Here is a 14,371-nt window from a genome sequence, read left to right on the forward strand (position 1 = left end):
GTAGGACACCGCCAGACGCCCCTTAAACAAAGCCCAGCTTGAGACATCAAGCTGGGCTTTGTGCTTTGTGTGCGGCAGACGCAGCAAACGTTGCTGCCACCATTCAATCTCCCGTCTTCTCATACAGCTGATCCAACGGGGTCGCCCGCGATGCGCGTGGCCGAGGCCTGCACAACGCCGCTGCGGCCAACCTTGATGGCCTGGTCGACTGAACGCCGTCACCGCGTTCAGCGGTTGAACAGTCCCTTGGCGAGGTCCAGCCCTTTGATTGCTCGTGATGAGCTTTACCTGCCAAGCCTCCTCTTGGGGTTAGGGGGAATCCGCCTGAGCTGCGTGCTAGCTGTCGCACCGCAACCGCCTGTCGGAGCCAGGCCGCGCTTGTCGGCCGCTATGGTTGCGGCTTGGTGAGCAGCAGCCTGTCCATCTCGTTCTCATTGAATACGCTAATGCCGTGCCCTTGCAGCAGGGCAGCCGTCACGCCGCTGCCGGGCTGTAACTGTTGGTCGAAGCGGCCGCTATGGATCTGCCGGTTGCCGCAGGACGGGCTATTGGCCTTGAGCAGTGCCTGCCGGCAGCCGTGGCGGATGGCGCTGTCGAGAGCCTGTCGCGCGCCGTCGATGAAGGCGCGGCTGACATCCTGCCCTGTCTGTGTGATAACGCGGGCGCGGCCGTCGAGTACGTCACCACCGTCACCGCCACTGATTTCGGCCGCTGGACGTGGCGTCGGCAAGCCGCCCTGGCACTCCGGGCAGATGCTGAGCAGCTGATAGCGACGGGCCAATTCGAATAGCAGCGGTGATGGCATGGCCTTGCCGTGGCCGTCATACCGTACCGGTTGTCCCAGCAGGCAGGCGCTGACCAGAAGTGGCGGCTTGTTCATCATTTTTTCCCTTGTTCCTGAAGCAGGCTGGCCAGTACCTGTGTGCCATGCCGGATCGCCTGCTGGTCGACGCCGGCGTAGCCCAGTACCAGGCCTTGCTGCTGCGGCGTCGCCAGATAGTGGTGCGCCAGTGGCCGCAGCCAGACGCCCTGTGTCGCGGCAGCCTGACTCAGTGCCTGCTCCTGCACGCCGGCTGGCAGGCTGGCCACCAGGTGCATGCCGGCTTCGCCGGGCGACAAAGCCAGCCGCTCGGCAGCGGAGTCGGCCAGTGCCTGGCGCAGTAGCTGTTGCCTCTCACGATACAGTTCGCGCATGCGGCGCACGTGGCGGGCGAAGTGTCCGGCGGCGATAAAGTCGGCCAGCGCCGCCTGCACCGGATACGGCCCTTCCCGGTACAGGCGGGCATTGGCGCTGCGAAAGGCGTCGATCAACGCATCCGGCACCACCAGATAGCCAATGCGCAGGCTGGGGTACATTACCTTGCTGAAGGTGCCGACGTAGATCACCCGCTCGTCCGGTGCCATGCCCTGCAGCGCCGGCAGCGGTTGCGAGCGGTAGCGGAATTCGCTGTCGTAGTCGTCCTCTATGATCCAGGCCTGTGCCTGTTCGGCGTGCTGCAGCAGGGTCAGTCGCCGCGACAGGCTCATCACCACCCCGGACGGATACTGGTGCGACGGTGTGGTGTAGATCAGGCGTGGCGGGCGCGGATCGGCGACTAGCTGCGGCGCCAGACCTTCGGCGTCGACCGGTGCCGGCAGCAGCGTCAGGCCGGCGCCGCGGAACGCGGCATGGGCGCCAGCATAGCCGGGCTCTTCCACCCAGGCGATGTCGCCAGGGTCGGCCAGCATCCGGGCTGTCAGTTCCAGCCCTTGCTGCGCGCCGTGGGTGATCAGGATCTGTTCCGGCCGGCAGCGCACCGAACGCGACAGCTGCAGGTACTCCGCCAGTACCTCGCGCAGTGCCGGCAGGCCGCCGTCGGCGGTGTAGTTGAGCATGGCCGGATGAGCTTGCCGCTGGTGGCGCGACAGCAGCTGCTGCCAGCAGTGATGCGGGAACTGGCGGATCTCCGGCACCCCCGGGGCGAAGGCACCGCTCAGCCCCTGTGGCAGGCGGCAGCTGGCGAACAGGCTGGCGCCGCGCGCCGACAGTCCCAGGGGCAGGCGTCGTGCCGGCAGTGGCGTCTGCTGCCGCTGGCAGAACAGGTCGGTGACATAGGTGCCGGCCCCGTGGCGCGTGCTCAGGTAGCCTTCTGCCTGCAGCTGTTCATAGGCGTTCAGCACCGTGTTGCGGCCAACCTTGAGGCTGGCCGCCAGCTCGCGACTGGCCGGTAGCAGCGTGTCGCCGGCCAGGCGCCCGTCGCTGATCCATTGTCGCAGCAGCCGCATCAGCTGCCGTGACAGCCCTTCCTTGCTGTGCCGCTCCAGGCTGGCGGCCAGTGCCTCGCTGATCCATGCTGCTTGCAAAGTGGTTCCCCTTCACTGTCATAAACTGGCCCTTGGACGGGGCCGTGAATGTTTTTACCATGAAGTGGTCGGGATACCAACGGAGCGGAAGCAGAATGGATCAAATCGCGTTTTATCAGGCCAAACTGGCGTACGAGATCGATAGCTGGGATGTGGCGGAGCAGCAGAAGCAGGGCAAGGCGCTGCTGCTGGTGGATGGCCGCTCGCCGGCGGCCTATGCTGCCGAAACCCTGCCCGGTGCCATCAGCCTGCCGCATCGCGGCATCGATGCCGCCAGCACCGCACAGTTGCCGCGCGACGTGCTGCTGGTGGCCTTCTGCGACGGCATCGGCTGCAATGCCTCCACCAAAACCGCGCTGAAGCTGGCCGAGCTGGGCTTTATGGTGAAGGAGCTGCAGGGCGGGCTGGACTGGTGGAAGCGTGACGGCTACCCCACGGTGGCTGGCGGTGCCAGCTGCGACATCAACACGGCCGCCGATTGCGGCTGCGGAGGCTGAACATGAGCATGAAATACGACCAATACGGCCGCGCGCTGGGCGTGACGGTGGACAACTGGCAGGGTGCCACCCCGCCGCAGCGCGTCACCCTGCAGGGGCGCAGTTGCCGCGTGGAGCCGTTCAGCCGCCAGCAACATGGTGCCGGGCTGCGCGCGGCGCTGGAGCTGGATGTGGACGGCCGCGACTGGGCCTACCTGATGCTGCGCCCGCAAAGCGATGCCGACTGGGATAACTGGTTCGGCATGATGGAAGACAGCCGCGACCCGCTGTTTTTCGCCATCGTCGATCAGGCCAGCGGCCAGGCGATCGGCAGCTGCAGCTATCTGCGCATCGACGCGGCGGGCGGGGTGATCGAAATTGGCTGGCTGCGTTACTCGCCGCTGCTGCAGCGTAGCGTGGCGGCCACCGAGGCGATGTACCTGCTGATGCGGCAGGCGTTCGACTGGGGCTACCGTCGCTACGAATGGAAATGCAACGCGCTGAATGCGCCGTCGATGCGTGCCGCGCCGCGGCTGGGCTTTACCTTCGAGGGTATCTTCCGTCAGGCGCGGGTGAACTGGGGGCTGAACCGCGACACCGCCTGGTTCAGCCTGCTGGACAGCGAGTGGCCGGCCAATCGTGCCGTGCTGGAAGCGTGGCTGGATGCGGCCAACTTCGACGCCGACGGCAAACAGCGCCGCAGCCTGGACGAGTGCCGCCGCAGCCTGGCCGCGCAGACACAGCAGGACGGCGTGCGGCTGGCGACGCTGGCGGATCTGCCGCAGCTGGCTAGCCTGTTCGACGGCTACCGCCAGTTCTACGGTCGCCATGCCGAGGCCGAGCTGTCGCATGCCTTTATCCGCCAGCGGCTGCTGCAGGGCGATACCACCATTCTGGTGTACCAGCGCGCCGGTGAATTGCTGGGCTTCACCCAGCTTTGTCCGCTGTTCAGTTCGGTTTCGGCGGCGCGGGTGTGGTTGCTGAACGACCTGTATGTGGCCGAGCACGCGCGACGCAGTGGCGCGGGGCGGGCGCTGTTGCAGGCGGCGGCCAGCGTGGCCGCGGCACAGGGCGTGGTCAGGCTGGATCTGGTGACCGCCGTCGACAATGCCGCGGCACAGGCGCTGTACGCCAGCATGGGCTGGCAGCGCGATGTGGTGTTCCAGCGTTACCAGCTGGCACTAAATTAGCCTAACTGTTAGCTATGCTTCTGGCGTCGGAGTAAAATCGGCGGTTTTACAAGGCAGTATCGACGCCAGACGCATGAAATCCCATCCGCGCAATGTCCCGATCAAGGGCGATCCATTCATTCCCAGCCGTTTCATCTTTGGTGACGCCGTCGAAGAGAAGGGGCTGGAACCTTACGAATACGTGATTCATACCCAGGAACCGGTGTTCGTCTGTCGTCTGGTGGGCATGGACCTGACGCCGTTTGACGGCCGCGACCAGGACGGCTTCCGCAGCGTGGTGCTGTACGACGAAAGCCATCACCTGACGCACTACGTCACCAACTCCGGTTTCCGCCTGTTCGATTTCAACTTCTGGGGCGAGATCCCGACCGCCGCGCAATTGCAGAAGATCTGCGACGAGGCGATGCAGGTCTACCAGCGACTGCAGAAAGCCTATATCGACCGCGAGGTAGCACCGAAGGAGCGTGATTTCCGCCTGGTGCCGACCGAGCCGCTGCCGCCGGCGGAGCGGCAGGCGCGTATCGCCGAGCTGGTCGCCCTCAGTCGCGACGCGGTGCAGAACCCGGTGAAGCGCATCCAGCTGGCGGCCCTGGTACAGCAGGCGCTGTCCGGTGGCGACCAGGCGGTGTTTACCGAGTCGCAGCTGGCGCTGCAGGCCGAGCCACCGGCGCGCAAGCTGCTGCTGGATTGCGCCCACGACACCATCGCCTTTCCCGAGGTGATGCGGCCGGACGGCAATGTCGCCTCCTACGAGCTGTGGGCATTCCCGGTGGTGTTCTCGCGGGCGCAGGGCGGGGTGTGGTGGCACTTTCCGTTGCTGGAGCAGGTGGAGCCGCAGCTGGCCGAGGCGCTGACGCTGGCGCCGGAAACCATCCTGTGGATGTCGCCGACCATCTTCACCGTCGACAGCCTGGCCGAGCGCAGCTGCCAGTCGCTGGTGCATCTGGCGCCGACCATGGACGCCGGTTGCGACCTGGCGCTGCACGATGTCGCCGCCTCGCGCGCCAGTTTCGAGGCCGCCTCCACCGTCAACGAGCCGCAGCTGGTGCTGGCGTGGCTGCCTTTCATCGTCGAGCGTGGCAAGTTGCCGCTGGCGCAGGTGCGTCGCCACGCGCGCGAGGCGCTGGACGCCACCATGCCGCTGGTGCAGCAGGCGCTGTCGGCGGAAATGGTGTACGGCGAGGCCGAGCTGTTCATGCCGCTGCCGTGGTGGGAGGCGCTGGCCGCCGGTACCGCCGCCTACAACCGCAAGCGTTTCGCGCTGACCATGGCGGTGCTCTCCGGTAGTGAACTGCCGGACGGGCTGCACGCCGAGGCGGAATACCAGCCGGAACACCAGGCCTACGATGTGCGCCTGCTGGGCGGCTCGCAACAGCTGCTGGCCCATACACCGTGGCTGCTGACGCCGGACCTGAGCCCAGATCGCAGCCTGGTGTGGCAGGACCTGCAGTCCTGCCTGCAGCAGGCCGGGATTCCGGTCACCGAGCACGCGCCGAAGCTGCATTGAGCGGCGCCGCCGCCTGCCATCGCCAACCGTTGCCGAGGGGTATCGAGCCGGGTCATGTTCAAGAGTGTGCTGTTGTCGACGCTGCGCCTGCGCCTGCTGGTGCTGGGCGGCCTGTTCCTGGCGCTGCTGCTGCTGCTGGCCGGCGGCAGTGCCTATGTGCAGAGCCGCAGCGCGCTGCGCGAGGTGCAGGCGCGCAGCCTGGAAGCCTTGGCCGCAAGGTTGGCCGCCGATGTCGACGACCGCGTGCGCACGCGGCAGGTGCTGCTGGAGCAAGCTGCGGCCAACTTGCAGCTGGCGCCAGAGCAGTTCGAGCAGCAGGGTGCAGAGCTGATTGCCCGCTTCCGCTACCTGAAAGGCATGTTCAACAGCGTGCTGCTGTACGACCGCAAGGGCAACGTCATCGCCGACTATCCAGGGTTGCCGGGACGGCTCGGCCTCAATGTCGCCGATCAGGACTACTTCCGTGCCACCCGCGACTCCCTGCGGCCGCAGGTGTCGGAGCCGGTGCCGATGAGTGGCGGGCTGAAGCGCACCGTGATCGTGTTCACCGCCCCGGTGTTCAGCGCCGAGGGCCAGCTCGCCGGGGTGCTCGGCGGCAGCCTGGAATTGTATTCGCCGGAGTTCTTCGGCGAACTGAAAAACATCGCCATCGGGCAGGGCGGTTTCCTGACCATCCATAGTGTACGCAGCCAGCTCGCCATCCTGCACGCCGATGCCGGCGACAGCATGCCGGTGGCGACGGCCGAACCGTTGCTGCAGCGTGCCCTCGGCGGCGCCGCTGGCCAGGCCGCGGTGGGCGACAGCCATGGCGTGCCGGCGCTACAGGTCTACCAGCGGCTGCGCAATGTGCCGTGGCTGCTCGGGGTGGTGCTGCCGCTGCACGAGGTGATGCAGCCAGCGCGCGTGCTGGGTGGTCACTACCTGTTGCTGCTGCTGGTCGCGCTGCTGCTGTCGCTGCCGCTGGCGTGGTGGGGCATGCGCCGCCTGCTGCGGCCGCTGGGCCGGTTGCAGAACCAGCTCACGGTACTGCAGCGTGACCCGTACGCCACGACAGTGGCGCTGGGCTGCAGTGAGCTGCAGCGCATCGCGCACGAGGTGGCGGCCGCCAGCCGTCGCCGCGCCGACTGCGAGCAGCAGCTCGCCGCGCGCGACGCCCTGTTCAGCACCCTGAACGAGGTGTCGCCGATGGGGGTGCTGGTGGTGGATGCGCAGGCGCGCCTGCAATCGCTCAATCCGGCCAGCATGCGTGTCGCCGGCTTGCCGGCGGCGGAGATCGGCAACTGGCTCGGCCGCCACTGGCTGGACGAGATCCACCCAGACAGCCTGCCGCAGGTGGCTGGGCAGTGGCAGCAATTGCTGGCCACCGGCAGCGGCTTCGAGCTGCTGTGCCGGCTGCGGCATCGCGACGGCTGCCGGGTGATGGTGGAGCTGCGCTTCAGCGAGCTGGCCACCAGCGGCGGCGAACGCCGCTTCCTCGGCCTGGTCAGCGACGTCAGCGCCCGCGAGGAGGCGCGCGGCCACCTGCAGGCCGAGCGCGAGCGCAGCCTGCTGCTGCTGGGCTCGATCAGCGACGCGGTGGTGCTGACCAACCGCATGGACGAGGTGGAGTACGCCAACCCGCCGGCACTGGCGCTGTTCGGGGTGCCGGCCTCGGATGTGCTTGGCCGCCTGCTGGGCGTGTTCATGAATCTGGTCAGCCCGGAGACCGGACTGGCGGTGCCGCTGCGCGACATCGAGCGCGACGCCGCCGGCAAGACGCTGGCGCTGGATCTGCTCAGCCGCGACATGCGGGTGCAGCCGGTGCTGCTGACGCTGTCGGTGATGGCCGGCAGCGGCGCGCTGCAGGGTTACAAGGTGGTGGTGCTGCGCGACGACGGCGAGCGGCAGCAGCGCATGCAGCAGCAGCGCTGGGAGGCCAGCCACGACGTGCTGACCGGGTTGCGCAACCGCCGCGGTTTCCTTGCCGCGCTGGGCGAGGTGCTCGACGACAACCGCGTGCACTACCAGCCGCACGTGCTGGCGATGATCGATCTCGACCACTTCAAGGCGGTCAACGACAGCGCCGGCCAGCAGGGCGGCGACCTGCTGTTGCAGGATGTGGCGCGCATCATGCAGCAGCAGGTGCGCAGCAGCGACATCGTCGCCCGCCTCGGCGGCGACGAGTTCGCCATCCTGCTGTGCCACTGCGAGCTGGAAGTCGCCGAGCGCATGCTGCGCGAGCTGCTGCAGGCGATCGACGCCCACATCGTCTACCTGGGCGAGCGCGCGTTCCGCATCAGCGCCAGCATCGGCGTGACCATGATCCAGCCGCAGGACGAGCGGGCGCAGCCGGTACTGTCCCGTGCCGACGACGGCTGCTACCAGGCCAAGCAGCGCGGCCGTAACTGTCTGGTGCTGCACGCCGGCAAGCTCTGACGCCGGCGCCGCGGGTTTGCGGCGCACCAATGACAAAGCCGGTGTCACGGACACCGGCTTTGTTGTGCACAAGGTTGGCCGCAAGCGGCCAGCCCGTTTACGCCTTACTGGTCGATGCCGCCCAGCAGCACGTACTTGATTTCGAGGTAGTCTTCGATGCCGTACTTGGAGCCTTCGCGGCCGAGGCCGGACTGCTTCACGCCGCCGAACGGTGCCGCCTCGTTGGACAGGATGCCGCTGTTGACGGCGACCATGCCGTACTCCAGGCCTTCGGACACGCGGAAGATGCGGCCGATGTCGCGGGCGTAGAAGTAGGACGCCAGGCCGAACTCGGTATCGTTGGCCATCTGGATTGCTTCGGCTTCGGTCTTGAAGCGGAACACCGGTGCCAGTGGGCCGAAGGTCTCTTCCCTGGCGACCTTCATCGCCGGCGTCACGCCGGTGATCACCGTCGGTTCGAAGAAGCTGTGACCCAGCGCATGGCGCTTGCCACCGGTCACCAGCGTGCCGCCCTTGGCCAGCGCGTCGGCGATGTGCTCTTCCACCTTGCTCACCGCGTTCTGGTCGATCATCGGACCTTGGGTGATGCCGGCTTCCAGGCCGTTACCGACGTTGAGCTTGGCCACCGCGGCGGCGAATTTCTCGGCGAAGGCGTCGTACACGCCGTCCTGCACCAGGATGCGGTTGGCGCAGACGCAGGTCTGGCCGGCGTTGCGGTACTTGGAGATCATCGCGCCCTCGACGGCGGCGTCGAGATCGGCGTCGTCAAACACGATGAACGGCGCGTTGCCGCCCAGTTCCATCGACACCTTTTTCACCGTTTCGGCACACTGGCTGATTAGCTTGCGGCCAACCTCGGTGGAGCCGGTGAAGGAGAATTTCTTCACCGTGTCGCTGCCGGTGAGCACGCCGCCGATTTCGGTGGAGCCGCCGGTCAGTACCGAGAACACGCCGGCCGGAATGCCGGCACGTTCGGCCAGCACCGCGATCGCCAGTGCCGACAGCGGGGTCTGGCTGGCCGGGCGTACCACCATCGGGCAGCCGGCGGCCAGTGCCGGGGCGGCCTTGCGGGTGATCATCGCGTTGGGGAAGTTCCACGGCGTGATCGCGGCGGTGACGCCGATCGGCTCCTTGCTCACCAGGATGCGCTTGTCGGCACCGGTGGACGGGATGGTGTCGCCGTAGATGCGCTTGCCTTCTTCGGCGTACCACTCGATGTAGCTGGCGCCGTAGGCGATTTCGCCCTTGGCTTCCGCCAGCGGCTTGCCCTGTTCCGAGGTCAGGATCACCGCCAGGTCGTCCTGGTTGGCCATCATCAGGTCGAACCACTTGCGCAGGGTGGTGGCGCGTTCCTTGGCCGATTTCTTCTTCCAGCTCTTGAAGGCTTCGGCGGCACCGGCCACCGCGCGTTCGGCTTCGGCACGGCCCATTTTCGGTACGTGGGCGATGATTTCGCCGGTGGCCGGGTTGCTTACCGCGATGGTCTGGCCGTTGTCGGCATCCAGCCACTCGCCGTTGATATAGCACTGCTGGCGTAGCAGCGACGGGTCTTTCAGGTTCAGCATGGTGTGGTGTCCTTGTAGGCGATGCGGCCAACGTTGCGTGTCGCAAGGTTGGCCGCAGGCTATTTCAACGAGTGCGATCAGGCCTTGATGGCGGCAACCAGTTTCTGCAGCGCTTCATCGAAGATAGCGTCTTCGATGGTCAGCGGGAACAGGAAGCGCACCACGTTACCGTATACGCCGCAAGTCAGCAGGATCAGGCCGGCTTCCAGTGCCTTGGTCTGTACCTTCTTGGTGAAGTCAGCATCCGGCTCGTGACTGCCAGCCTTGTTGAATTCCACCGCGATCATCGCGCCGAGGCCGCGTACATCGGCGATCTGCGGGATGTCGGCCTTCAGGCCGTTCAGCACTTCCTTCAGCTGGCTGCCCAGCTTGTTGGCGCGTTCCAGCAGTTTTTCTTCCTGGATGGCATCGATCACCGCCTTGGCCGCGGCCAGGGCCAGCGGGCTGCCGGCGTAGGTGCCGCCGAGGCCGCCCGGTGCCGGGGCGTCCATGATCTCGGCCTTGCCGACCACGGCGGACAGCGGGAAGCCGCCGGCCAGCGATTTCGCCAGCGTGGTCAGGTCCGGGGCAACATCGTAGTGGTCCATGGCGAAAAACTTGCCGGTACGGGCAAAACCGGCCTGCACTTCGTCGGCGATCATCAGGATGCCGTGCTGGTCACAGATGCGGCGGATTTCACGCACCCACTCGGCCGGGGCGGAATAGAAGCCGCCTTCGCCTTGTACCGGTTCGAAGATGATGGCCGCCACGCGGCTGGCTTCGATGTCGTACTTGAACAGTTTTTCGATGCTGGCGATGGAGTCGGCCACCGACACGCCGTGCAGTTCATTCGGGAACACGCCGTGGTACACGTCGGACGGGAACGGGCCGAAACCGATCTTGTACGGCGCGACCTTGCCGGTCAGTGCCATGCCCATCAGCGTGCGGCCGTGGAAGCCACCGCCGAAGGCGATGATGCCGGGACGGCCGGTGGCGGCGCGGGCAATCTTCACCGCGTTTTCCACGGCTTCGGCACCGGTGGTGTAGAACGCGGTTTTCTTGGCATGGCTGCCAGGGGTCATCGCATTCAGTTTTTCTGCCAGCTCGATATACAGCTCGTAAGGCACCACCTGGTAGCAGGTGTGGCTGAACTTGTTCAGCTGTTCGGCAACGGCCGCTTGCACCTTGTCATGCAGGTGGCCGGTATTGAGTACGCCGATGCCGCCGGCGAAGTCGATGTAGCGCTTGCCTTCGGTGTCCCAGATCTCGGCGTTCTTCGCGCGCTCGGCGAAGAAAGAACACATCACGCCCACACCGCGCGGGGTGGCATTGGCTTTACGCTGCATCAGTTCTTGCGGACTCATGAATTTCTCCTTTAGACGGCCCTGCCTTATCTGCTGGAGATGAGCTCGCCCAGCACTGGCTAGAGTATTGGCTCATTCTATGCTGGTGTTTAGTAAAAAGCTACGGGTGATCGATAAGTTAAACATGTGTCGTCGCAAAATTACCAATCGCGCCTGGCGCAAGGCGGAGTGACGCCGCGCGCCACACTGCGGCCAACTTGTTGCGATACCTCCTTCTGATTTTTAATGCCAATTAAAAATCATATGGCATTATTTGTTGAGGATTAGCCGAGGAGGGGGCAGACATGTCGCGGGTTGGTGGCTTTTCACTATTGCAACTATTGATGACGCTGCTGCTCGGCGGCATCGTGCTGTCGTTTGCCATTCCGGCGTGGAGCGGCATGGTGCGGGACCGGGTGCTGCAGGCTTATATCAGCCGCCTGAACGTGCTGCTGTTGCGCGCCAGGAACGATGCCCTGCTGCGGCAGCAGCCGGTGCATGTCTGTGCCGTCAACATGAAGCTGAATCAGGATCCGCAGGGCTGTTTTGCCAACCCGCCGCTTAGCGCCGGTGAGCGGCTCTGGAGCGAGGGGGTGCTGCTGTACCAGGACCGGGCGGGTGGCCGGCTGGCGCTCTACGACTCCAAGGAGGCGTTGCAGGTGCTGCCGCTGAAGGCCACACCGGCGGCGCCACAGCTGCTGGTATCGGTGCCGCGCTTCGAAGTCGGGGAGTGGGGCGGACTGAAGAACGTGCAGTCGGTGCGCTTCACGGTGCAGGATCAGCACGGCGGCTGCCAGCAACTGCTGGTGTCGGTGCCGATGCGCATCCGCGCACTACCATGCTAGTGCGGCACGGTTTCACCCTGCCCGAGTTGCTGCTGGTGCTGGCATTACTCGGCATCCTGTCGGCGGCCGCCTTGCCGGCGTATCAGGGCTATGTGCAGCGCAGCCAGCGGGCGCAGGCGATCGCCCTGCTGCAGGAAAATGCGATCTTTCTGGAAGAGTTTTATCATCGCCACGGCAGCTACAAGCTGACGTCGACGCGCTGGCCGACGCTACCGGCCCCGGTTTCGCCACCCGGCGGGGTAGCGCAGTACCAGCTGGCATTCGGCTCCTTGCCACGCAACACCGACGACGGTTACTACGTGCTCCGCGCCACGCGCTTGCAAGTGATGGATGAAACGGAGGTGATTTCCCTGACGCAAACCGGGATCATCAAGCGGTGTGTCCGACGTGACGGCGTGGAGCAGTGCGAGCTGGTGCACTAGGTCGCGGCAAGTGATGGTGGCTCGCTACCGGGTTGGGGGGCGTGATGTTGAATTGGCGATGAGCGCCTGTCCGCAGCTTGCAGCCGTAGCGCGGCAGACAGGCTGGGCTGGATTAGTGGGACGTGCGGGTGTTTGCCGCTTGCTCTGCGTGCGGAGCGGCGAGGCGGCTCAGTGCGCGTGCTGCTGGAACAGCGGATAGTCCGGCGCTAGGCTGCGGCCAACGTGGCAGATGTGCGCCCACTCCGGGCGGTGCGCCAGTTTGGTCTGCAATTTCGCGGCCAGCTGGCAGTAGTCGTGGCTGCTTTCCAGCAGGAAGTAGGTGTGCAGTAGCAGGATGTGCGCCGGCAGGTTGTCCGGCTCGGTCCGGATGGTGTGGCGCAGCACTTGCCGTGCCCGTTTGTAGCGCTGGTAGGTGAGATACACCTCGGCTTCGCCGACCGGATCAATGCCGCGCTGCCGTGGCGGCACGAAGCGCAACTGATGCATCAGCTCGCCCGGATGGGCAATGTCGGCAACGGTATCAAAGGCTTTGGCGACATCGGCAAGTAGGCGCAGCATGGTGATCTCTCCTTGTTGGAGCGACCATTTTGCAGTGCGCTACCGGCCGCGACAATTCGTAGAAATGCGTAGTGGTATTTACGGGGTGCTGCCGACAAAACGGCTGTTCAGGGTTTGCTCCAGGATTGCGGCAGGCAGCTTTGCGACAACAGCATGGCCCAGCGACTGCAGCAGCACGAAACGGATCTCGCCGCCTTCCACTTTTTTGTCATGGCCCATCAGCTCGATCCAGCGTGCGGTGCCCAGCGCCGGCGCGATGGTTGGCAAGCCGGCCTGCTGCAGTACCGCCTCCACCCGCGAGACCTGCGCTTGATCCAGCCAGCCCAGTTGCTGTGACGCTTCAGCCGCCAGCAGCATGCCGGCACCGACGGCTTCACCGTGCAGCCAGGTGCCGAAGCCGAGGCCGGCCTCGATGGCGTGGCCAAAGGTGTGGCCAAGGTTGAGCAGGGCGCGCATGCCCTGTTCTTTCTCGTCCTGCGCCACGATATCGGCTTTCATCTTGCAGGAGTGTTCCACCGCGTAGGCCAGCGCCTGCTTGTTGCGCTTGCGCAGCGCGGACATGTTCTGTTCCAGCCAGCCCAGAAACTGCTCGTCGCCCAGCAGGCCGTATTTGATGATCTCGGCCAGGCCCGCCGACAGTTCGCGTTCCGGCAGTGTGTCCAGCAAGTCCATGTCGGCAATCACCGCTTGCGGCTGGTAGAACGCACCAATCATGTTCTTGCCTTGCGGATGATTGATCGCGGTCTTGCCGCCAACGGAAGAGTCGACCTGTGCCAGCAGGGTGGTCGGAATCTGGATGAAGGGCACGCCGCGCTGGTAACAGGCGGCGGCAAAACCGGTCATGTCGCCAATGACGCCACCACCCAGTGCGATCAGCGTGGTGCTGCGCTCGCAGCGGTGCGACAGCAGCGCGTCAAAAATCTGGTTCAGGGTGTCCCAGGTCTTGAAGTCCTCCCCGTCCGGCAGTACCACCGGCAGGCAGCTGATGCCGGCCTGCTCCAGGCTGCGCAGCAGTGGCTCAAGATACAGCGCCGCCACCGTGGTGTTTGTGACGATGGCCACGCGGGCTTGCTTGAGGTGGGGAGTAATCAGCTCGACCTTGCCGAGTAACTGCTGACCGATGTGAATGGGGTAACGGGTATCGGGAAGAACAAGATCAAGCGTTTTCATGGTCAGTTGGACTTTTGGCAGGTCAGGATCTCGGCCAACTGCTGTTCCAGGCGGGCAATCAGCACGTTAACGTTTTGATGGGAGGTGTCGATGGTCAGGTCGGCTACTTCGCGATACAGCGGGTCGCGCTGGGCAAACAGCTCTTCCAGCTTGGCGCGCGGGTTGCCGGTCTGCAGCAGCGGGCGGCTCTTGTCGTGCAGGGTGCGGGCCAGAATGTCGTCGATCTGGGCGCGCAGATAGATCACCGTACCGTGGCTGCGCAGCGCCAGCCGGTTTTCCGGCGCCAGAATGGCGCCACCACCGGTGGCCAACACGATGTTGTCCATTGCGCACAGCTCGGCAATGGTGTCGCGTTCCCGCTCGCGAAAGCGCTGCTCACCCTCGATGTCGAAGATGGTGGTGATGCGAACACCGGTGCGTTTTTCGATTTCGTGATCCGAGTCGAAAAATTGTTTGCCGGTGTGGCGGGCAAGGGTGCGGCCAACCGTGGTTTTGCCGGCACCCATCAAGCCAACCAGAAAGATATTGCCTGCCAGTTTCATGCCCAGCATTGTAAAG

13 protein-coding genes are annotated in these 14,371 nt (G+C 65.3%); 6 read left to right on the forward strand and 7 right to left on the reverse strand.

What is annotated here, in order from left to right; translation table 11 throughout:
- Nucleotides 1-388: 388 nt before the first annotated feature.
- Complete coding sequence (locus NOM55_RS14310; protein ID WP_255909211.1) at nt 389-883, reverse strand: DUF523 domain-containing protein; 495 nt, start codon at nt 881-883, stop codon at nt 389-391.
- Nucleotides 880-2,343 carry a PLP-dependent aminotransferase family protein gene (locus NOM55_RS14315; RefSeq protein ID WP_255909212.1) on the reverse strand — a complete coding sequence of 488 codons (1,464 nt, stop codon included), beginning with the start codon at nt 2,341-2,343 and terminating at the stop codon, nt 880-882. Before NOM55_RS14315 ends, NOM55_RS14310 begins: the two co-directional genes overlap by 4 nt.
- A 95-nt stretch (nt 2,344-2,438) precedes the next feature.
- On the opposite strand from NOM55_RS14315, the gene NOM55_RS14320 reads away from it, so the two are divergent.
- The 4 genes from NOM55_RS14320 to NOM55_RS14335 all read left to right on the forward strand — a co-directional run bounded on the left by NOM55_RS14320 (nt 2,439) and on the right by NOM55_RS14335 (nt 7,931).
- Nucleotides 2,439-2,840 (forward strand): rhodanese-like domain-containing protein, encoded by a 402-nt coding sequence (locus NOM55_RS14320; RefSeq protein ID WP_255909213.1) that lies wholly within the window; start codon nt 2,439-2,441, stop codon nt 2,838-2,840.
- Nucleotides 2,841-2,842: 2 nt separating this feature from the next.
- Complete coding sequence (locus tag NOM55_RS14325; protein WP_255909214.1) at nt 2,843-4,009, forward strand: GNAT family N-acetyltransferase; 1,167 nt, start codon at nt 2,843-2,845, stop codon at nt 4,007-4,009.
- 73 nt (nt 4,010-4,082) lie between these two features.
- The gene (locus tag NOM55_RS14330; protein ID WP_047968266.1) at nt 4,083-5,516 is read left to right on the forward strand and encodes a hypothetical protein; all 1,434 of its coding nucleotides are present in this window, start codon (nt 4,083-4,085) and stop codon (nt 5,514-5,516) included.
- A gap of 54 nt (nt 5,517-5,570) precedes the next feature.
- On the forward strand, nt 5,571-7,931 hold the full coding sequence (locus NOM55_RS14335) for a diguanylate cyclase domain-containing protein (protein WP_255909215.1): 2,361 nt from the start codon (nt 5,571-5,573) through the stop codon (nt 7,929-7,931).
- A 104-nt stretch (nt 7,932-8,035) separates the two neighbouring features.
- Here the strand turns inward: NOM55_RS14335 and gabD are convergent, their stop codons facing one another.
- Together gabD and gabT are read right to left on the reverse strand one after the other, a co-directional pair.
- Complete coding sequence (gabD, locus tag NOM55_RS14340; protein WP_255909216.1) at nt 8,036-9,496, reverse strand: NADP-dependent succinate-semialdehyde dehydrogenase; 1,461 nt, start codon at nt 9,494-9,496, stop codon at nt 8,036-8,038.
- 77 nt (nt 9,497-9,573) lie between these two features.
- Entirely contained in the window at nt 9,574-10,839 is a 1,266-nt protein-coding gene (gabT, locus tag NOM55_RS14345; protein ID WP_120809350.1) for a 4-aminobutyrate--2-oxoglutarate transaminase, read from the reverse strand.
- A 284-nt stretch (nt 10,840-11,123) separates the two neighbouring features.
- Here gabT and NOM55_RS14350 point away from each other — a divergent pair, with 284 nt between their 5' ends.
- The gene (locus NOM55_RS14350) at nt 11,124-11,663 is read left to right on the forward strand and encodes a Tfp pilus assembly protein FimT/FimU (RefSeq protein WP_255909217.1); all 540 of its coding nucleotides are present in this window, start codon (nt 11,124-11,126) and stop codon (nt 11,661-11,663) included.
- Complete coding sequence (locus NOM55_RS14355; protein ID WP_255909218.1) at nt 11,657-12,085, forward strand: type IV pilin protein; 429 nt, start codon at nt 11,657-11,659, stop codon at nt 12,083-12,085. The genes NOM55_RS14350 and NOM55_RS14355 overlap by 7 nt, the downstream gene beginning before the upstream one ends.
- A gap of 168 nt (nt 12,086-12,253) precedes the next feature.
- Here NOM55_RS14355 and NOM55_RS14360 read toward each other — a convergent pair whose 3' ends face one another.
- The 3 genes from NOM55_RS14360 to aroK form a co-directional block, all read right to left on the reverse strand.
- On the reverse strand, nt 12,254-12,643 hold the full coding sequence (locus NOM55_RS14360) for a FimV family protein (RefSeq protein ID WP_255909221.1): 390 nt from the start codon (nt 12,641-12,643) through the stop codon (nt 12,254-12,256).
- Between the two features lie 78 nt (nt 12,644-12,721).
- A complete protein-coding gene (gene aroB / locus NOM55_RS14365) occupies nt 12,722-13,813 on the reverse strand; it encodes a 3-dehydroquinate synthase (protein WP_255909223.1) in 1,092 nt (363 codons plus the stop codon).
- Nucleotides 13,814-13,815: 2 nt separating this feature from the next.
- Nucleotides 13,816-14,355, reverse strand: coding sequence for a shikimate kinase AroK (aroK, locus tag NOM55_RS14370; protein WP_369793047.1), 540 nt, complete (start codon nt 14,353-14,355; stop codon nt 13,816-13,818).
- Nucleotides 14,356-14,371 lie beyond the last annotated feature (16 nt).

The organism is Vogesella sp. AC12, from assembly GCF_024437575.1.
GTDB lineage: Bacteria > Pseudomonadota > Gammaproteobacteria > Burkholderiales > Chromobacteriaceae > Vogesella > Vogesella indigofera.